The sequence below is a fragment of the Microcoleus sp. T2B6 genome, assembly GCF_036700475.1.
Taxonomy (GTDB): Bacteria; Cyanobacteriota; Cyanobacteriia; order Cyanobacteriales; family Microcoleaceae; genus Microcoleus.
Genome location: NZ_JAUBOZ010000004.1, coordinates 39,226 through 59,575, shown reverse-complemented (window position 1 = coordinate 59,575; position 20,350 = coordinate 39,226). Strand labels below are relative to the sequence as shown.

The window sequence follows — 20,350 nt, the reverse complement described above, 5'->3', positions numbered from 1 at the left end:
TCTTATAGGTAAATTTTCGGATATGTTGAGGCTAATTTTTTTTATGGTGGGCTGAATTTTGTTGCTTTTGATGCAGTTGGCCAACAAACTTTAATTATTTTAAACGCCAGGGATTGTTAAGTTGATTTGGTAAAAATATTTGAGCCGTGCGATCGACTATTCTAGTAAAGAGCGATCGCGTCACGTTCTTCGCGTATTGAGGGCGGTAAGGATAAGTGCAGTGCATTACTTTAATCGGTTTGTCGATCGTATAAACATCTTTCCACTTATCTAAGTAGTTGTAAACCGGGGACAAAGTTGTCATTTTCGGTTTCACCGATTCCACAGCAGCCGCAAAAGCGCCCTGGTCTTTTAACAGTAGCACATTTTGATGCGCCACTACCATCTCGAAATATTTCTTAAAGTTTGTAAACAATTCCTGAGTTTTACTGCTTTTCGTAAAAGCGATAAATCCGCCATTGTATTGAATGCTATTTTCATTTAGCGGCAACCCGACCGACTGCAAAGTTGACAGAATATCCTGCTTGACTCTTAATAAATTTGCCGCTTTAGCAATCGCAGGCTGCACATCTTCCGTCACCAACAAATCCACCCCATCAAGAAAATCAAACACCTCATCTATTGGCGACAGCAAACAAATATCACAATCCATATAAATAGTTTTCTCAAACAGAGATTCCCCGTACAAAGCCAGCTTAGCTAGCCGCGACGCTAAAACAGGATTTTCATTAGAGGGCGCAGGTTTCAATATGACATTTCCGAACACGTGAAGTAAAGGATATAAAATTAGAGGAACTCTATCTATTAAAATAATAATGGGTTCCCGGTGAAACTTCCTGACAGACGCCAGAAAATGAACGCAATCCTGGAAAGAGTAAAGACCAGTTAAAATAGTGATAAATCCCTTGACTGCTAATTTATTTGAATTCATTAATTTACTTATTGATTTACTTATATAGCAATCCTAAATCATTTGTAAAAATATGTAGGGGTAGTGCTACCCCTACTCCCCGTGCCTACCCCAGTCAAGGCGGGGCAACCGGGCGTGGGTTTTGCCCCTACAAGAATTACACGAATCATTTAGGATTGCTATAGCGGTTCTCAAGCGTGGTGAGGTATGCCCACGGAGGCCTATGCCCCATGCACGTCGGGTACCTCATGTTACTGAGAAATGCTATATTTCCCTCAGTGTGTCCACTCCCAAAAGCTCTCACTCCAGTCATCTCGACCGTGAAAAATTCCTTGCCATTCATAAAAATGTACAAAATCTTTCAGGTTAATTGTTTTATTGACATCGCGGATCATATAAAGAGGTTTATCTCCATAAAAAGAAGCCCACATAGTATAACTGCTAGGCGGCCCGACAACATAGTCGCACTCAGCCAAAGCATACATATCTTCAATTAAATGACCGCTGCCAAATCCACAGTTAAAATCGTCAAAAAAACTCGGATTTTGCGAAACATTAGAACAAATCAAAAAGTTTATTTTTTTGCCTTCAAATAGCCTCCTCACATAATTCATGACTTCTAAATATTGCTCACTTGTGTAAAAGTATCTACCCTTTTGATGCTGAACATAATCCCCTTGGCGGATGTGAATTCCGACTAGGATATCAGAGTTATTTTTTAAAGTCAATATCAAACGATCTACATTGATTCTATATCGCTCTAATGGTGCAAAGTATGCTCTAATCGGGTCGGCGTACTTGTGTAAATAGGGGATATCTTCTACAAACCAGCCATCTCGAAATAGCCAGCCTTGAAAAAAAACAATTGAACCCTGCTTGATTTGTTCGATCTCCTGATATTTGAGCCAACTAAAAGGTTGTTTTCGGGTTATTTCTTGCGTTTTTAATATTTTTTGTTTGCTTAAATACTTAATAAAATTATAATATTTCCTTCTGACAAACTTGTTACCTGCTGCGGTAAAATATGGAGGAGGATAACAACACAAAAAATCCCCTGCGGTTCCCACAAAGAATTCTGCATATTCGTCAAAAGCAGGATTGAGAACAGTCAAATTATGCTCGATCGCCCAAGCGATGAAATTAGCAAAAAGCAGCAGTCGGTTGCCCAGTTGTCCCGATTTAGCAGATATTATTAGCATATTGTATTTTGGGGGCGGGCGGGACGCCCAACCCCTACTCCCCACAAGAATTCAATCAAACTTTGCTGTAATGGTAAGGTGCGCTGCACCTTACAGACTAAGAGTTGTGGCGTTTTTGGTGCCACTGCCAAGCATGGGAGATAATGTTCTTAATGTCGGGATATTCAGGAGACCAGCCCAAGGTTTTGATGGCTTTCTCGCTGCTGCCAACCAAAGCAGGTGGGTCTCCCGGACGCCGCACGAAACCGCCTTAATCTCTTTTCCCGTCACTTGACGAGCCGTTTCTATCACCTCTTTCACCGAAAACGCGCCGCCATTGCCCAAATTAAAGAAATCAGATTTGCCACCATTTAGCAAATATACTAATCCTAAAATGTGACCAGATGCCAAATCGTTAACGTGAATGTAATCCCGAATGCAAGTACCGTCAGGAGTCTCGTAATCCGTGCCAAAAATCGCGATCGAATCTCGTTTACCCAAAGCCGCGAACAACACCAGTGGGATCAGGTGAGTTTCTGGATTGCGATCCTCTCCTAACAACCCGTTCGGGTCAGCCTCAGCCGCGTTAAAATAGCGGAAACAAACAGACTTGAAATCGTAGGCAGGGTCAAAATCCGACAAAATCCGTTCTACCATTAACTTAGTAGCACCGTAGGGATTGATCGGATTTTGCGGGTTGTCTTCTGTGAGCGGAATTTTCTGCGGTACACCGTAAGTCGCGCCAAGGGATTGTTAAGTTGATTTGGTAAAAATATTTGAGCCGTGCGATCGACTATTCTAGTAAAGAGCGATCGCGTCACGTTCTTCGCGTACTGAGGGCGGTAAGGATAAGTGCAGTGCATTACTTTAATCGGTTTGTCGATCGTATAAACATCTTTCCACTTATCCAAGTAGTTGTAAACCGGGGACAAAGTTGTCATTTTCGGTTTCACCGATTCCACAGCCGCTGCAAAAGCGCCCTAGTCTTTCACTATTAGCACATTTTGATGCGCCACTACCATCTCGAAATATTTCTTAAAGTTGGTGAACAATTCCTGAGTTTTACTGCTTTTCGTAAAAGCGATAAATCCGCCATTGTCTTGAATGCTATTTTCATTTAGCGGCAACCCGACAGACTGCAAAGTTGACAGAATATCCTGCTTGACTCTTAATAAATTTGCCGCTTTAGCAATGGCAGGCTGCACATCTTCTGTTATCAGCAAATCTACTTCATCAAGATAGTCAAAAACTTCATATATTGGCGATAGCAAACAAATATCGCAGTCCAGATAAATAGTTTTCTCAAAAGGAGATTGTTGATACAAAGCCAGCTTAGCTTGTCGCGATGCTAAAACAGGATTTTTGTGAGACGGTGCGGCATGCAATCTCACATTTCCGAACACCAAAAGTAATGGATATAAAAATCGCGGGGATCTATCTATTAAAATAATAATTGGTTCGCGGTGAAACTTCCTGACTGAAGCTAGAAAATGTATGCAGTCTTGAAATGAATACAATCCAATTAAAATGGTGATAAATCCTCTATCTTTTTTTTCTAACGATAGTAAAAATCGAAATTTAATAAGGCAATTAACTGTGTTTTTAATAACCGATAGAGATATTGCCAATGCTCAAACTGCAATTTAGCCCAAACTTTATCCCAAAAGGTTCTTACTTGATTTTTTTCCCAGTCCCAATGAGCCAAAGAATGCTCCATAATTTGAGCGAGTTCCTGCCACCCATCATTACGAATATTCCACCCAACTTTAGCAGTTGCTAACCCAATGGGATTACCGTCTTTTGTTTTGACTTTTTGCACTTCAAAAAATCTTCCAATCTTTCCCCATTCTTGAATAAACTGAATTTCTTTCCCATTGTCTCTCGCAATTACGAACAAGTTTTCTGGAACAAAACTTACATTATTCAATGGTATTTCTAGCTTTTTTGCTAATTTATGAATTGCCTCTTTTCTCCCCGGCAATGATTGATTTGGTGGATGTTCTAGAATGGGAATAAACTCTTTACAAGTAATTCCTGACCTCCATTCTCTCTCCGGCACTTTTCCTAGGATTCTTGTATCTGCATCCACAAAGATTGTCACTCGGCATAATTCTAAGGCTTTTTTTAGTGCAAATCGTTTATCATTATAACAATAATCTACACCTTCGCGACTTTTTTTAAAGGCGAAAACATTCGTCAACTTCTGAAAGTCATTTGGGTAGTCAGTACAAACAACTAGCATCGTCCCTAGAGAATGAGTTTCTAAGTCTGCTGCTAGTTGTTTGGCTAATTCGCGATACTTTTTCCCAAAAGCTAAGGTGCAAAAACAAAAATCTTTGTAACTGTTTAACATTATTTTTGACTCAATTTTTGCACTTGTTTTATTTGAGTTTATGCTAACTGTGACGCTTTTGATGCCACTGCCAAGCATGGGAGATAATGTTCTTAATGTCGGGATATTCGGGAGACCAACCCAAGGTTTCGATCGCCTTTTTGCTGCTGCCAACCAAAGAAGGCGGATCTCCCGGACGCCGTTCACGCTCAACAGCCTTAATCTCTTTTCCCGTCACTTGACGAGCCGCTTCTATCACCTCTTTCACCGAAAACCCGCCGCCATTGCCCAAATTAAAGAAATCAGATTTGCCACCATTTAACAAATATTCTAATCCCAAAATGTGAGCAGATGCCAAATCGTTAACGTGAATGTAATCCCGAATGCAAGTACCGTCAGGAGTCTCGTAATCCGTGCCAAAAATCGCGATCGAATCTCGTTTACCCAAAGCCGCGAACAACACCAGTGGGATCAAGTGAGTTTCTGGATTGTGATCCTCTCCTAACAACCCGTTAGGGTCAGCCCCAGCCGCGTTAAAATAGCGGAAACAAACAGACTTGAAATCATACGCAGCGTCAAAATCAGACAAAATCCTTTCTACCATTAACTTAGTAGCACCGTAGGGATTGATCGGGTTTTGTGGGTGGTCTTCTGTGAGCGGAATTTTCTGCGGTACACCGTAAGTCGCGCAAGTAGAAGAAAACACAAATTTCTTCACGTCAGCAGCGATCATTGCTTCCAAAAGCGTAATAGTGCCGATGACATTGTTGCGATAATATTTAGCTGGGTCGGTAACAGATTCGCCCACGTAAGCGTATGCAGAAAAGTGCATTACCGCATCAATCTTGTGCGTAGTAAACAAGTTGTCTAGAAGAGTGCGATCGTTCGTGTCGCCAACTACTAACTCCACCTGCAAAGCCCGATCTACTATATCTCTGTGACCGTAAACTAAATTATCCAAAATCACCACACCGTAACCGGCGTTTTTCAGCGCTAATACCGCGTGAGAGCCAATATATCCAGCTCCCCCCGTCACCAAAATAGTTTGTTTTTCTGAACTCATTTTCTTCTGCCTGTTTTTGTAGCTGGGATTGCCAAGAGCCTTGTTACTTTGAGACTGCCACATCTGACGCTTTCACACTCGGCGTGAGCCGGAGAATTCGAGCGAAATATATAGGCTTTGCTGTGCCCGACGGGACGCTCGCACTCCTAAAAAACGCTTTTTACACTCCAGACAGATGCTGAGGGAGCAAGTCTTTCTGTTCACTCGATAAACTTGAGGCGACCAATTTGGATATAATCAAATATCCGATTAATCTGATGTCGATCCTCTTCTGAAATTTTATCATCTGACAGGATAGCCGAAGTCAAAACTAAGTGTTCCCTGCGACTGATCTTGCCAGACGCTACAATCCGATCGACTTTTTGAGAAATTGTTAAGTTCGATTTGTTGTGAGATGTTCGCATTTATTCGATCGCTTTTATGCCAAAATAGTTAAAGCCGATTGCAGTTCATGACCCAAAAATGGTGCGTACCCGACCGCAAATCAATTTGCTCAACAGCAGAAATAACGTATCAGAAACGTATCAGAGTTTTACTTCCCAAGATAGATATGCGGACTTAATAAATCTGCAATCAGCCTTCGGATAGCGTTCAGACTAACTTAATTATATAATATTTTTCCGAGAGAGGCACTTTTCTATGCAGGTTTATCGGCTTCCGGTACTCTCCGACAATTACATTTTCTTGCTGCACGACCCCGATAGCCACACAGCAGCAGTCGTCGATCCAGCGCGATCGCAGCCAGTGTTAGAGCAACTGCAAGCACTCGGAGCCGAATTAACAGCAATTTTCAATACCCACCACCACAGCGACCACATAGGCGGCAATCAGGAACTGATCGATCGCTTTCCCCAAATTAAAGTTTACGCTGGCGCAGAAGACCGAGGCAGAATACCCGGACAGCAAGTGTTTTTACAAGCGGGCGATCGAGTTTCTTTCGCCAACAGAACCGCCGAAGTCTTCTTCCTACCCGGCCACACAAAAGCTCACATCGCCTACTATTTCCCCCCCAACAACCCCAGCGAAACCGGCGAATTGTTCTGCGGCGACACCTTATTTGCTGGAGGCTGCGGCAGGCTCAAAGAAGGCACTCCCGCCCAAATGTTAGCCTCTCTGCGGCAACTGCGAAACTTGCCTGATAGTACGAGAGTCTGGTGCGCCCACGAATACACGCTGAACAACCTGCAATTTGCCTTGAGTGTGGATGGCGACAATCCCGATCTGCAGCAGCGCTGGGGATCCGTCAAGGAAGCGCGCAGTCGATCGCAACCTACAATACCATCATCGATCGGGCTCGAAAAAAGCACAAACCCATTTTTGCGCTGGGATTTTCCCAACATCCAATCAGCCACCAACACCCGCGATCCAGTGCAAACCTTCGCTCGATTGCGCGGCATGAAAGACCAATTTTGACCACTGCAAACAATAAATATCACAAGATCGAGCCATAATTCATTGGGGGGCTTTCCCACGGTTTCGGTATTGATAAGAAAGTGCAGCACTTGAGTTGACATATAGCCTTTGGAGCTCTCATATGAGGTACTCATGGGCATAGGGCATAGGGCATAGGCCTCCGTGGGCATAGGGCATACCTCACTTTTTTGAGAACCGCTATATAGCGTTTCTCAGTAAGTAGTAGTTCCGAATTAATTACACAATATTTCTACTGAAACCCTTGCCTAGCAAGGAGTCTTCATGTAATTAATTTTGTGTAGTTACTTAACATGAGGTGTTCTTGGCCAAACAGGCCCAACAGGGCATTGGCCAAACAGGAAGAGTACCTTACTTTCCTGAGAACCGCTATATCTTCAATATCGTGGTTGTGCCATACTTGCTCGCATTTGAAACAGCAAGAAAATTCCCCGTCGCCTGTGCTGAATCTCGCAAATGGTTCAGAGGTGGGACTCTACGATAAAATAAATTGTCTAGATATCGGTATTACCGCAGAACGATCGACATCCATCTTAGGTTTGAAGTGTCACCCTGCTCAAATCAAAAGTTCCTCTGGTTATTTCCCTATTATTGACCGCCATGTGCTTTGCCCAAAGTAAAATGAGCGTTGTTAGAAACCGATGCAAAACCCCCCCAATACTGAACCCCAAGCAAAAATCGACCCCTCTGTTTCAACGGATTCTAACAAAGCGTTCTACCCAGCCGCGCCTTTGCCAACTGATGTAGGGATGGTTCTGCAATTGGCAGATGGTAGCATTCAGGGCTGCAATTCTCACGCCCAGGAGCTATTGGGGATGACAGCAGAACAGATGCAGGGCTGGACTTCAATCAACAGTCGCTGGCACACTCTGCGTGAAGATGGCTCGGATTTTCCCGGCGAGACACATCCGGCGATGGTGGCGCTGCAAACCGGGCAACCATGCTCAAATGTCATCATGGGCTTTGATCGGCCACAGGGAGAATTGATTTGGTTGAGGCTCAATTCTCAACCTTTATTTCAGGGAGATCGATCGACTCCCTATGCGGTAGTAACCACCTTCACTCCTATCGCTCAACAAAAGCCTGAACCAGTCTGTAACGCGCCCGCGCCCCAACTGTCAGACACCCTCGAAAGTATTTCGGACGGGTTTTTTACTTTGGATCGAGATTGGCGATTTACCTACCTCAATTCGCAAGCAGCGCGGTGGCTAAATCGAGCCTCGCAAGATTTGATTGGCAACAACATTTGGGAAGAGTTTCCCGAATCAGCGGGCAGTTTGTTTGAGATCGCATCTTGCACCATTCTCAAGAACGGGCAAGATGCCCGTTCCACAAAAGATGAATTTTCTTCTTGTGGAACAGGCATCTTGCCTGTTCGGGAACAAATTACGGTTAGTTTTGAATCTTTTTATCCGCCACTCAATGCTTGGTATGCGGTACGAGCCTATCCCATCCCATCGGGACTTGCCGTTTATTTTCAAGATGTCACCGAGCAGAAAGCGGATCGGGCTGATTCAATTAAACAAGCACAAACTGTGCAGCAGCAAGTAGCAGAAATAGAGGCGATTTATGCTAGTGCGCCGATCGGACTTTGCTTCCTCGATACCGAGTTGCGGTTTGTCCGCATCAACGATCGGCTAGCAGAAATTAACCGAGTTCCAGCCGCCGCCCACATCGGTAAAACATTGCGCGAAATCTTGCCAGAAATGGCAGATGATTTAGAGCCGCTTTTCCGAGAAGTTATTGAAACTAAAGTTCCACTCAAACAGCTCGAAGTTCGGAGGACGAACTCTGTAAAGCCGGGATTAGAACAGGATTGGCTGTTGAGTCTCTATCCGCTGAAAGCCGAGGACGATCGCGTGTTGGGCGTGAATGTGACGGTGCAGGAAATTACCGATCGCAAAGCTACCCAAAAAGAAATTCAACGGCTCAACCAGGAACTAGAGCGACGAGTTAATGAACTGCAATCGATACTTGATGCTGTACCCGTTGGCATTACGATCGCCCGCGACCCACAGTGTAAAGTAATTCGCGCTAACCGATTTGCCCAGTCGATGTTGAGAGTGCCGCCCGATACCAATGTTTCAGGAACCGGAGAGCAAGCCGCAGCCCTTCCGTTTAGACGATTCCGCAACGGACAGGAAATTCCGGGAGAACAACTCCCAATGCAACTAGCTGCAGCTTCCGGCGTCGAAGTGCGTGATGTGGAAATTCAAATGGTGCGATCGGACGGGGTAGCCTTTGATTGGTTGGTGAATGCGGTGCCGTTATTTGACGAAGAGGGCACAGTTCGTGGCTGTGTGGCGGCCTTTATGGATATTAGCGATCGCAAACAAGCTCTTGCTGCTTTGCACCGATCTGAAGAACGCTATCGCACTTTGTTTGAGTCCCTAGACGAAGGCTTTTGCATCATCGAAATGCTGTTTGACGAAAACGACAAGCCGATCGATTACCGCTTTTTGGAAGTCAATCCTGCCTTTGTGAAACAAACCGGACTCGAACAAGCTACAGGTAAAACGATGCGACAGCTCGTTCCTGATCACGAAAATTATTGGTTTGAGGTGTACGGCAAAGTCGCGCTCACGGGGGAACCCTTGCGCTTTGAACACGGCTCGGAAGCCATGAACCGCTGGTTTGAGGTTTCGGCGTTCCGCACTCCTGAGCCACAGAGCCGAAAAGTTGCCATACTTTTCAAAGACATCAGCGATCGCAAACAGTCGGAAAATCTCTTGCGGCAACAGGAAGAGCAACTGCGGCTGTTCGTAAAACATTCGCCTGCGGGGGTGGCGATGTTTGACCGCCAGATGCGGTATATGCTGGTGAGCGACCGCTGGCTGTCAAGTTACGGGCTCGGCACTCAAAACATTGTGGGCCGATCGCATTACGACATCTTTCCCAATTTGCCCGATCGTTTCAAACAAATCCACCAGCGCTGTCTGGCGGGAGCAGTCGAAATCTGCCAAGAAGATCAGTTTCCCCGCCCTGATGGCTTAATCGACTGGGTGCGCTGGGAAATTCACCCTTGGCGAACCAACACCAATGAGATTGGCGGCATCATGATTTTTTGCGAAATCATCACCGATCGCAAAAACGCTGAACTCGCGCTCTCTGCGGCCAACCAACAAGTCAGCAATATTATAGAAAGTATTACCGATGCCTTTATCGCGATCGATTCACAATGGTGCTATACCTACGTTAATGCCACAGCAGAAAAACTGCTTTCTCGATCAAGAAACGAGTTGTTAGGTCGATCGATCTGGGAGGTATTCCCCGCCGAGAAAGAATCCAATTCAAGGGCATATCAAGAATTTCATCGAGTTGTTTCCGAACAAGTTTCTGTCAAGTTTGAAGAGTTCTCGCCGTCGCTTCAGATGTATATAGAAGTAAGCGCCTATCCTGCGGTCGAAGGACTTACGGCTTATTGGAGCGATATTAGCGATCGCAAACGCACGGAAGAAGAACTGCGGCAAAAGAATGCGATTTTGAACGTGATTAACGAGTCAGCACCCACGCCAATTTTTGTCAAAAATCGAGAAGGACGGATTATTTATGCCAATCCAGCCACGCTGGAAATAATGGGCAAATCGGCTACTGAAGTAATTGGTGGTCGCGATATCGATTTATACCCAGTAACAGAACTTGCAGTCACAGTCACGGAAAACGATCGGCGTATTATGGAATCCGGTCAAACAGAAGTCCTCGAAGAATCTCACGATGGCATTCGGACATTTCTGGTAATGAAAGCTCCCTACCGCAATCAGGCGGGAGAAGTCATCGGCTTGATTGGCATCTCCAGCGAAATCACCAATCGCAAACGAGCCGAAGTCGCCATGCAAGAACAAACTAAGTTACTGCAAGTCATCATTGACAGCATTGGCGATGGTTTAATTTTGGCCAACCAACAAGCGGAGTTTGTGTTGTTTAACCGAGCCGCCGTAGGAATATTCGGTCAGCTATCGAATGAAAAATCTTGTGAGGAATGGTCGAGCACTTACGGACTATTTTTGGCAGATAAAAAAACCCTCTTCCCCGCCGCTGAACTACCTCTAGTCAGAGCAATCAAAGGTGAATATGTCAATGATGTAGAGGTATTTGTCCGCCGCGAAGATTCCGAAGAGCGCTGGATCAGTATCAGCGGTTATCCGGTAGTTGATACTAGCAACGAAATCAAAGGTGGAGTGATTGTCTGTCGCGATATCACAGAACGCAAACAAGCCGAAGCAGCCCTGCAAGAAAGCGAAGAACGATTCCGCACTATGGCTAACAATGCTCCTTTTATGGTCTGGGTAACAGACTCCACAGGCTATTGCACTTTCTTGAGCGAAACCTGGTATGGATTCACAGGTCAAACTGAGGAAACAGGTTTAGGATTGGGTTGGATAAACGCGCTGCATCCAGAAGACCGAGAACAGGTCAAGAAGGCATTTTTGACCGCCAACGAACGTCAGGAACCGTACAGCGTGGAATATCGCGTCGGGCGCAAGGATGGCGGATATTCTTGGGCGATCGATGCTGCGGCTCCCAGATTTTCCGAAAGGGGACAATTTGAGGGTTATATCGGCTCTGTAATCGACATTACAGAACGCAAACAAGTGGAAACCGAGCGCGATATGGTTCTCCAATTAGAACAAACTGCCCGCGCGGAAGCCGAGCGAGCTAACCGCATTAAAGACGAGTTTCTGGCGGTGCTTTCTCATGAGTTGCGATCGCCCCTGAATCCGATTTTAGGCTGGTCGCAACTGCTCGTCGGTGGCAAGCTGAAGCCGACTCAAACTGCCAAGGCCTTTGAGACGATCGAGCGCAACGCCAGACTGCAATCTCAATTAATCGAAGACTTGCTTGACGTGTCTCGGATTCTCCAAGGAAAACTCAGATTGAATGTTGCTCCGGTGAATCTGGCAACCATTATTCCATCTGCTGTGGAAACGGTGCAATTAGCAGCCGAAGCTAAAAAAATTCAAATCCAAACAATCTTAAATTCTGATGTGGGGCAAGTTCTCGGCGATACAAGTCGCTTGCAACAAATTGTGTGGAATTTGTTATCAAATGCGGTGAAATTCACGCCCGAAGGCGGTCGAGTAGAAGTTCGATTAGGGCAAATCGCACACCAAGCTCAAATTCAAGTTATAGACACTGGTAAAGGTATTCTTCCCGATTTCTTGCCTTATGTTTTTGACCATTTCCGACAAGAAGATGGCGCTACAACGCGCAAATTTGGCGGCTTGGGATTGGGATTGGCGATCGTCCGCCAACTGATCGAACTTCACGGCGGAACGGTGTTTGCAGAAAGCGCAGGAGTTGGTCAAGGAGCGACGTTTACGGTGAGATTACCGCTATTAAATGATGATTCTAGAAGGCAGGAGGAGGAAGAAGGTCATGGGGCTGCTAGTCCCGATCTCTCATCCTTGCCGCTAGTTGGATTGAGAATTTTGGTGGTAGATGATGAACTCGACTCGCGAGATTTTGTCGCTTTCGTGCTTGAGGAAGCGGGTGCAGAGGTGATTTCCCTGTCATCTGCTGCTGAGGCGCTGGAGTCGATCGAACAAACTGCACCGGATTTGCTCGTCAGCGACATTGGAATGCCCCAGATGGACGGGTATATGTTGATCGAGCGCATCCGCACTCAGCTTGCGCCTGAGTATCGGCAGTTGTTGGCGATCGCCTTAACGGCCTATGCTGGAGAAGCGAACGAGCGCCAAGTTTTGCAAGCCGGATTTGACAAACACTTAGCCAAGCCGATCAATTCGACCCAGTTAGTTGCTACTGTAGCGCGATCGATCGTTGCCCAGCGCCTTGAAAATAAAGCCTGAGTGCTCGGTAAGACATTGCACTGTAGTTGATTTGGCTCATTACAGCACCCGCGTTTTGCGTAATTTCCAACTGAATTTGCCCGTTAAAAATATTATCCCTGTTTCTTCTCTCGAACCTGGAATCTCGAACCTCGAAGATCAACATCCATCCGTTAAATCCGTTAAATCCGTTACATCCGTTACAAAATCCGTTGCCGAACTTCCTTGCGATCGCCCCTCAAACTTCGCTATTATAAAAAGTTGCAGTTAAAACCCCACAACCCACGATCATGGCCAAGCGCGTTCAATTAGTTTTAAATAAAGATGTCAGCAAACTCGGCAAAGCTGGCGACGTAGTAGAAGTAGCCCCAGGCTACGCCCGCAACTACCTAGTACCCCAAGGAATGGGATTTAAAGCCACTCCGGGCATTCTCAAGCAAGCAGAGCGCCGCCGTGAAGAAGAAAGACTGCGCCAGCTAGAGCTCAAGCAGCAAGCTGAAGTCCGCAAAACCGCCCTCCAATCGGCTGGGCCTTTCATCATTTCCAAGCAAGTTGGCGAAGCTGACGCGATTTTTGGTACAGTCACCAACCAAGAAGTAGCAGAACTGATTTTCAACTCTACCAGTCAAGAAGTCGATCGGCGCGGCATCACCCTACCCGAAATTCGCCAAACTGGTACATACAAAGCTGAAATCAAACTACACGCAGAAGTTACCGCCGAAGTTGATATTCAAGTTGTTCCGATGTAATTAAGAGTTATCAGTCATCAGTCATTAGTCATTAGTTGTTAGTCATTAGTCATTAGCTAACAACTAAGCATTCCTAACTTGCAAAGTGAGTAACGCCTTCCTTACAGATTGAGAACTGACGACTAATAACTGGCAACTAATAACTAATGACACAGAAGTATTGACTAATGAGCGATTTGATGCCGACAAATATAGAGGCAGAAGAAGCAATTTTGGGCGGGATTTTAATTGACCCCGAAGCTATTTCCCGAATTGCCGAACTGCTGCGACCGGAGTTTTTTGCCATCACCGCTCATCAAGTCATTTATCGATCGGCATTAGGGCTATTTTTACAGGGTCAACCTACCGATTTAATGACGGTAACAACTGCGCTAACCGACCGCAACCAGTTAGAGCAAGTAGGAGGACTAACTAAATTAGCACAATTAGTCGATCGCACAGTTTCCGCAGTCAACATCGACCAATATGCAGTTTTAGTAGAAGACAAATATCAGCGCCGCAAATTAATCGAAGCTGGCAACAACATAGTACAATTAGGTTACGAGACAGCAACACCACTAGAAACAGTCTTAGACCGCGCCGAACAAGAAATTTTCAGCATAACTCAAGAACGCCCGCAACAAGATTTAGTATCGATCGGCGAAACACTAAACCAAACATTTCAAGACCTAGAAAATCGCAATGAAGGTCTCACACTTCCCGGCATTCCCTGCGGTTTTTACGACTTAGATGCCATGACAGGAGGCTTTCAGCGATCGGATCTAATCATCGTTGCAGCCAGGCCGGCGATGGGAAAAACGGCCTTTTGTACCAACATCGCCCACCACATCGCCGCTGGACAGCAGAAATTACCGGTTGCCGTTTTCAGCTTAGAAATGTCGAAAGAACAGCTAGTGCAGCGTATCCTCTCCAGCGAAGCCAAAATAGAAAGTAACCGATTGCGATCGGGTAGAATCAGTCAAAACGAATGGGAACCAATCAGTACAGCCATTGGCAATTTATCAGAACTGCCACTATTTATTGACGATACTCCCAATATTACCGTCACAGAAATACGATCGAAAGTCCGCCGCCTCCAAGCAGAACAAGGCGGAACCCTAGGATTAGTCTTGCTAGATTACCTGCAATTAATGGAAGGTACCAGTGACAACCGCGTGCAAGAACTATCTCGAATTACCAGAAGTCTTAAAGGTTTAGCGCGCGAACTCAACGTGCCGATTATTGCCTTATCTCAGTTGAGTCGGGGTGTGGAAGCGAGGACAAACAAGCGGCCGATGATGTCTGATTTACGCGAAAGCGGATGTCTCGGTGGCGATAGTTTAGTTACCCTGGCGGATAGTGGATTAGAAGTCCCGATTCGTGATTTAGTCGGCCAATCTGGCTTTGCTGTTTGGGGATTAAATTCAGATACCCTGAAACAGGAAAAAGCGATGGTGACTAATGCTTTTTGTACAGGAGTCAAGCCCGTCTGGGAGATGACGACTTGCTTGGGAAATTCGATTACAGCAACAGGCAATCATAAGTTCTTTACATCAGATGGTTGGAAGCGGTTAGATGAATTAAAAATAGGCGATCGAATTGCTACACCTCGCTCAATTCCTTGTACTGAAGTGCAGACGATGGGTAATGCTGAATTAGCTTTACTAGGACATGTAATTGGTGATGGTTGTACTTTACCCCGACATAGCATTCAGTACACGACGCGAGAATTAGATTTAGCTGAATTAGTTGCACATTTGGCTAGAGAAGTATTTGGTAATAAAATTAATCCCCGCCTTAAACGCGAACGCGATTGGTATCAAGTTTATCTCTCCGCTAGTTATCGTCTCGCTCCCAATATTAAAAATCCGATTACTAAATGGCTCGAACAATTAGAAATATTTGGTTTACGTTCCCATGAAAAATTTATTCCCAGTTTAGTATTTACCCAACCGCAAGAATCGATCGCTCTTTTCCTTCGACACCTATGGGCAACTGATGGTTGTATCCGCACGAGTAAAGACAATTCCCACTATCCCAGTGTTTACTATGGATCTAGTAGCGAAAAACTAGCGCGGGGAGTTCGAGCGTTATTATTAAAATTGAATATTAATGCCTCTTTTAAATCCATTTCCCAAGGAAGTAAAGGGCGAACTCAATATCAAGTATGGGTAGGTGGGAAGCAAGAGTTAGAAAAATTTGTATATCGGATTGGTGCGGTTGGCAATTATAAACAAGAAAGTTTAGTCGCAGTCAAAATATATCTAGAAAAATCTGGAGGGGCTAATACCAACCGAGATTTAATTCCCAACCAAGTTTGGCGAACCCAAGTTAATATGGCCAGAGAACGTTTGGGTTTAACAACTAAACAAATTAAAGCAAGTTTGGGCCTGCGCTATTGTGGCAACAGTTCCTATCAATGTGATATCAGTAGAGAACGAGCTACACAGTTAGCTACTCTTCTAGAATCTGAAGAAGTTCTGAAAATTGCTGTTAGCGATATCTATTGGGATAAAATTCAAAAAATAGATTTCATAGGCGAAGAAATGGTTTACGATCTAACGGTAGAGAAAGTTGAAAACTTTGTTACACAAGGATTGTACGCTCATAATAGTATCGAGCAAGACGCAGATTTAGTAATTATGCTCTACCGCGATGAATATTACAACCCTGATTCCCCCGATCGCGGAATTGCCGAAGTAATTATTACCAAACACAGAAACGGCCCCACAGGAATCATCAAACTATTATTCGACGCCCAATTTACCTGCTTTCGCAATCTGGCATCTCCGAAGCGATCGTAAATCCACCAGAACATACCCAAAAACCCGGTTTCTTAAAAAAACCGGGTTTCTAAACGCCGTAAAAGTTTTACGTTGAATTAGGTTTTGAGCTACCTAGCCAGCGATTTTCAACAATTCCACATCAAAAATCAGCGTAGCATTAGGAGGAATCACCCCGCCCGCACCGCGAGCACCGTAACCGAGTTCAGGGGGAATAATCAATTGGCGGCGGTCTCCCACTTTCATAGTACCGACACCTTCATCCCAACCCTTAATTACTTGACCCACGCCAATTTTGAACTGAAAAGGAGAATTGCGATCGCGCGAACTGTCAAACTTCGTGCCATCCTCCAAAGTCCCAGTGTAGTGTACCACAACCGTCTGCCCGGTTTTTGGAGTCGCCCCATTACCCTCTTTCAATTCCACATATTTCAGACCTGAATCTGTGGTGACAGTTTTCTCAGTATTATCAGTCATGTTATTGCCAGCGATAGTAGCTGGTACCTCCGGTAAAGTAGCATCAGCTACTAGCAAGTTATTTTCATTCACAGACTGTGCTGATAACTTCTCAATAGCAGTCTCTGGTAAAAGATTGTTCAATTCGGCTGCAACTGCTTGGGACCCAGAACCGCCCATTTGAGCGACTATCAAAAACACAAAGCAAACCAGCATTACCCCCAAGCTGACTAGAACTCCTCGCAAAATTAATCCTCCTAATACTTTTAACCGCGATATCTCAGATATCTAAGACATCTAGTACAACAAGAACCACCAAAATTTATCTGAACTTTTCCACCAAAAAACGGCAGGTACCAGATAATTTTAAAGGCAAAAGTATGAAGTCAGAATGTTTGTAATTCTACATAAGTGGCTTCTACATAAGTGCCTTTTTTAGCCTTCTGCCTTCGGGTGACAATCTTATCACAAGATAGCAGCGAACTCCTCGCGGGCGTTAGCGAAGCCCTCGAAGAGGATCGAACTCAGCGCCAGTTACGGTTTTCTAAATCCCGCATCTGACGTTCCAAACGATCGAGCCTTCCCCGCAACTCATCCATTTCGGACTGTCGGGGAACTCCCATATCTTGGAGAATATTCCGCAATTGCCGCTGCAACTGCGTATCCCAATTGCCCTGCTCAGACTTGAGGTGATCCGTCACGTCATCGACAAAGGTTTTGGCTTGCTCGGGATTGATTTTGCCATCTTTGACCCATTGCTCGCTAGCTTCCTGTAATTTCTCGGCTACCAGAGAGGTAGTACCAATGCCCAGCATTACCAGTTGTTTGAGTAAGTTGCTATTGTTATCCATAGATTTTTCCTACTGTTTGCCCTTTCATTCCCGATCGGCTCAGGTCGCCTGCTGTCGCTGCGAAACCATCTGTAAACTTAAAGTTACATCAGCGCACACCTACCTTTCTATTTTGGAGCATCCAGCCGCCTGATGGCGAGCCGATCGCGCTAATCGGCGTTCGGAAAACCCGCTAATGAGCCTACCGACCACATTACCCCATAACCCTGCTGTCTATGCCTGATTGCCCCCGCTGTCACCAACCTGTAGACGCCCAAGCGCTCGCCTGTGCACACTGCAAAATCCCCCTCAAAGCTTTCGGTCATCCGGGTATCCCTCTTTATCGAGCGAAACCCGAAGAATTTCTGTGCGCTACCTGTATTTATCACGAAGACGACACTTGCAACTACCCGCAGCGTCCCTTTGCCAAAGAATGCACGCTTTATCACGATCGAGCTGAGCCACTTGTGCCACAGACGATCCCTTACAGCAGCGGCGACGGGCTGCAATCAATCAAAAATTGGTGTCAGCGCCATCTGGTTTGGTTAGCATTATTAGGTTTAATTATTATTAGCATTGCTCTGTCGATTTAATCTCACATCTTGCACCATTCTGAAGAACAGGCTTTCCGGCCTGTTCCACAGGAGATTAATTTTCTTGTGGAACAGGCCGGAAAGCCTGTTCATAAAAGGCTTATTGACAATGGTGCAACATCTCAGTTTAATCTGATTGTACAAAGCGTAGAATAGAGAGATATCTGTTAATCTGGGTTGCTCTATTATTATCTAAATTATTCATGAGCTACGTATTCGGCATCGACGGCGGCGGCACTAAAACTATCTGCCTTTTAATGGATGACAACCACCTTGTTTTAGGACGGGGTGAAGCAGGGCCGTCCAATTATCAAACCCTGGGAATTGAGACAGCAAAACAATCCATCCAATTGGCGATCGAACGAGCAGTTCTGTCCGCTCAGGTCGAGCCTGTAGGCAATCTCAACATAGAAGCAATTGGTCTGGGACTAGCAGGCGTCGGGCGTCCAAAAGATCGTGAAATAGTGCAATTTGTAGTGCAGAACTTGCAGTTGACGAATACTTTACCAGTAACCCGATCGTTCCTGCCCAGGAATATAGTAATTTCCAGCGACTGCGCGATCGCACTTGCTGGCGGTACAGGCCATCCAGTGGGTATCGCCGTTATTTCAGGAACCGGTTCGATTGTTTTCGGGCAAAACCGTCACGGGAAAACTAAACGAGTCGGCGGTTGGGGATACATTTTAGGCGATGAAGGCAGCGGATATAACATCGCCCTTCAGGGTTTGCAAGCTGCTTTGAAGTTCTATGACGGACGCGAAGATTTTACTGTGCTTGCGGAAAAATTTCAAGAGCATTTAGGCCTCAATAACCTAGAAGAATTGGTAGAAGTCGTTTACGGGCGCGGTTGGGGAGTCAAAGAAATTGCTGCTTTAGCGCCGATTGTCGAGGGAGCAGCAGCAGAGGGCGATCGCGTCGCTGACTGCATTATCAATAATGCTGTGGCCGAATTAACCTATTCAACAAAAATAGCCATTTCAGCGCTATTTAACCAAACAGAAGAATTTGAAATTGTGATCGTAGGAGGTGTGTGGGGTGGAGAGGCAAATTGCCGAGGTCGGTTTGAAGCGGCCATAAGTGCGATCGCCCCAAAAGCTAAGGTAATTTCGCCCCGATACGAACCAGCTTTCGGTGCTGGATTGCTAGCCTTAAACGCTCTCAACAATTAATTGTTGACTGTTGACTGTTGACTGTTGACTGTTGATTGTTGACTGTTGACTGTTGACTGTTGACTGTTGACTGTTGACAAGCGAAATATTTTACACCTACTTTCCAGCTTCCAGATTCATCTGTGGAGTCAAATCTCAAATCTCAAATCTCAAATCTCAAATCTCAAATCAACTGGCTGTTGACTGTTGACTATCTTCCTTATCTTCCCGATCGCCCCTGTATTGGGGATTTTCTCGATTTTTCCAAATTTTCAACTTCTTGATTATCAACCTTATCTTCCCAACTGGTAGAATTCCAGCCTGCCATAATCAAAACATCAGATGAATGCGAAACCAGAAACAAATTTAGCAGTAGTGCGTTCCTAAGTAAACAAAAACCGAAGCAAGGAGACAATTTATATGATTACTTCTCAAAAATGGCGTTCAGCAACAGCAGCAATCCTCGCACTGGGCATTACAGTGGGAACCAGCGCGCCGCTGGTGGTAGCTACTCCCGCAGAAGCCCAACAACGAATTTCCCAATTTGATAGCATCCGAATTCCGTCGGGCAGTGTAATTCCAGTTAGCTATGAAAAAGACAAAATAGTTGTCACCCGCGAAGAAACTGCACCTTTAACTTTAACAGTAGCGCAAGACATCCGCACACCTCAAGGCAGAGTATTAATCCCCGCAGGCAGCCAGATTGTCGGGGCACTGCAACCTGTCAGAAGAGGCAATCAAATTGGTACTCAATTTGTTGCCAGAGAGTTAATTATCAGCCGCCGCCAACGCTATCGGATTGACGGAAATTCAGGAATTATTACCCGAACCGAAAGAGTCCAAAAAGGTGCTGGCACAGGTTCAGTAGCGCAAGGTGCAGCCTTGGGTGCAGCAGCAGCTGCTGCACTCGCAGGCATTACCGGCGACAAAGCGATCGCGACTGAAGAAGTATTAGGAGGCGCTGGGATCGGCGCTTTAGCTGGAGTATTGTTGGGGCGGCGCAGCGTTGACGTGCTCGTGATTCGCCCGGAACAAGATTTGGCAGTGAGATTGCGATCGGACATCGTGCTCCGCTAATATTGGGCTATTCGGATTAATTATTTGCAGTA

Annotated in this window: 16 protein-coding genes and 1 pseudogene; 7 read left to right on the top strand and 10 right to left on the bottom strand. The window is 45.4% G+C overall.

The genetic code is table 11. From position 1 onward, the window contains the following. Positions 1–94 precede the first annotated feature (94 nt). The 8 genes and pseudogenes from QUA00_RS02740 to QUA00_RS02705 all read right to left on the bottom strand — a co-directional run bounded on the left by QUA00_RS02740 (position 95) and on the right by QUA00_RS02705 (position 5,887). Positions 95–931 (bottom strand): hypothetical protein, encoded by an 837-nt coding sequence (locus tag QUA00_RS02740; protein ID WP_333144825.1) that lies wholly within the window; start codon positions 929–931, stop codon positions 95–97. Between the two features lie 254 nt (positions 932–1,185). Next, positions 1,186–2,109 (bottom strand): alpha-1,2-fucosyltransferase, encoded by a 924-nt coding sequence (locus QUA00_RS02735; protein WP_333408613.1) that lies wholly within the window; start codon positions 2,107–2,109, stop codon positions 1,186–1,188. A gap of 97 nt (positions 2,110–2,206) precedes the next feature. Then, positions 2,207–2,829, bottom strand: a pseudogene (gene galE, locus QUA00_RS02730) (UDP-glucose 4-epimerase GalE); the annotation flags it as partial. Continuing rightward, the gene (locus QUA00_RS02725) at positions 2,745–3,029 is read right to left on the bottom strand and encodes a hypothetical protein (protein ID WP_333408612.1); all 285 of its coding nucleotides are present in this window, start codon (positions 3,027–3,029) and stop codon (positions 2,745–2,747) included. The gene QUA00_RS02725 and the pseudogene galE (QUA00_RS02730), both read right to left, overlap by 85 nt. A 39-nt stretch (positions 3,030–3,068) precedes the next feature. Next, entirely contained in the window at positions 3,069–3,479 is a 411-nt protein-coding gene (locus QUA00_RS02720; protein WP_333311087.1) for a hypothetical protein, read from the bottom strand. Between the two features lie 164 nt (positions 3,480–3,643). Then, on the bottom strand, positions 3,644–4,519 hold the full coding sequence (locus tag QUA00_RS02715; RefSeq protein WP_333408611.1) for a hypothetical protein: 876 nt from the start codon (positions 4,517–4,519) through the stop codon (positions 3,644–3,646). After that, complete coding sequence (galE, locus tag QUA00_RS02710; protein ID WP_333408610.1) at positions 4,485–5,483, bottom strand: UDP-glucose 4-epimerase GalE; 999 nt, start codon at positions 5,481–5,483, stop codon at positions 4,485–4,487. Before galE (QUA00_RS02710) ends, QUA00_RS02715 begins: the two co-directional genes overlap by 35 nt. Before the next feature lie 200 nt (positions 5,484–5,683). Continuing rightward, entirely contained in the window at positions 5,684–5,887 is a 204-nt protein-coding gene (locus QUA00_RS02705; protein ID WP_333144783.1) for a hypothetical protein, read from the bottom strand. A gap of 235 nt (positions 5,888–6,122) precedes the next feature. On the opposite strand from QUA00_RS02705, the gene gloB reads away from it, so the two are divergent. The 4 genes from gloB to QUA00_RS02685 all read left to right on the top strand — a co-directional run bounded on the left by gloB (position 6,123) and on the right by QUA00_RS02685 (position 16,235). Beyond that, positions 6,123–6,896, top strand: a complete 774-nt coding sequence (gene gloB, locus QUA00_RS02700; RefSeq protein WP_333408609.1) for a hydroxyacylglutathione hydrolase — start codon at positions 6,123–6,125, stop codon at positions 6,894–6,896. Between the two features lie 659 nt (positions 6,897–7,555). Continuing rightward, positions 7,556–12,724 carry a PAS domain S-box protein gene (locus tag QUA00_RS02695; RefSeq protein WP_333408608.1) on the top strand — a complete coding sequence of 1,723 codons (5,169 nt, stop codon included), beginning with the start codon at positions 7,556–7,558 and terminating at the stop codon, positions 12,722–12,724. A gap of 269 nt (positions 12,725–12,993) precedes the next feature. Next, positions 12,994–13,452, top strand: a complete 459-nt coding sequence (gene rplI / locus QUA00_RS02690) for a 50S ribosomal protein L9 (protein WP_333108796.1) — start codon at positions 12,994–12,996, stop codon at positions 13,450–13,452. Between the two features lie 167 nt (positions 13,453–13,619). Then, on the top strand, positions 13,620–16,235 hold the full coding sequence (locus QUA00_RS02685) for a replicative DNA helicase (protein WP_333408607.1): 2,616 nt from the start codon (positions 13,620–13,622) through the stop codon (positions 16,233–16,235). A gap of 93 nt (positions 16,236–16,328) precedes the next feature. On the opposite strand, the gene QUA00_RS02680 is transcribed toward QUA00_RS02685, so the two are convergent. Together QUA00_RS02680 and QUA00_RS02675 are read right to left on the bottom strand one after the other, a co-directional pair. Next, entirely contained in the window at positions 16,329–16,916 is a 588-nt protein-coding gene (locus QUA00_RS02680; protein ID WP_333408606.1) for an FKBP-type peptidyl-prolyl cis-trans isomerase, read from the bottom strand. Between the two features lie 278 nt (positions 16,917–17,194). Further along, positions 17,195–17,521 carry a phasin family protein gene (locus QUA00_RS02675; RefSeq protein ID WP_333408605.1) on the bottom strand — a complete coding sequence of 109 codons (327 nt, stop codon included), beginning with the start codon at positions 17,519–17,521 and terminating at the stop codon, positions 17,195–17,197. A gap of 215 nt (positions 17,522–17,736) precedes the next feature. Here QUA00_RS02675 and QUA00_RS02670 point away from each other — a divergent pair, with 215 nt between their 5' ends. The 3 genes from QUA00_RS02670 to QUA00_RS02660 all read left to right on the top strand — a co-directional run bounded on the left by QUA00_RS02670 (position 17,737) and on the right by QUA00_RS02660 (position 20,318). Continuing rightward, positions 17,737–18,093: a zinc ribbon domain-containing protein gene (locus QUA00_RS02670; RefSeq protein ID WP_333408604.1), complete on the top strand. Its 357-nt coding sequence runs from the start codon at positions 17,737–17,739 to the stop codon at positions 18,091–18,093. Positions 18,094–18,296: 203 nt separating this feature from the next. After that, entirely contained in the window at positions 18,297–19,262 is a 966-nt protein-coding gene (locus QUA00_RS02665) for a BadF/BadG/BcrA/BcrD ATPase family protein (RefSeq protein ID WP_333408603.1), read from the top strand. Between the two features lie 399 nt (positions 19,263–19,661). Next, entirely contained in the window at positions 19,662–20,318 is a 657-nt protein-coding gene (locus QUA00_RS02660) for a hypothetical protein (protein ID WP_333108808.1), read from the top strand. The last annotated feature ends 32 nt before the right edge of the window (positions 20,319–20,350 follow it).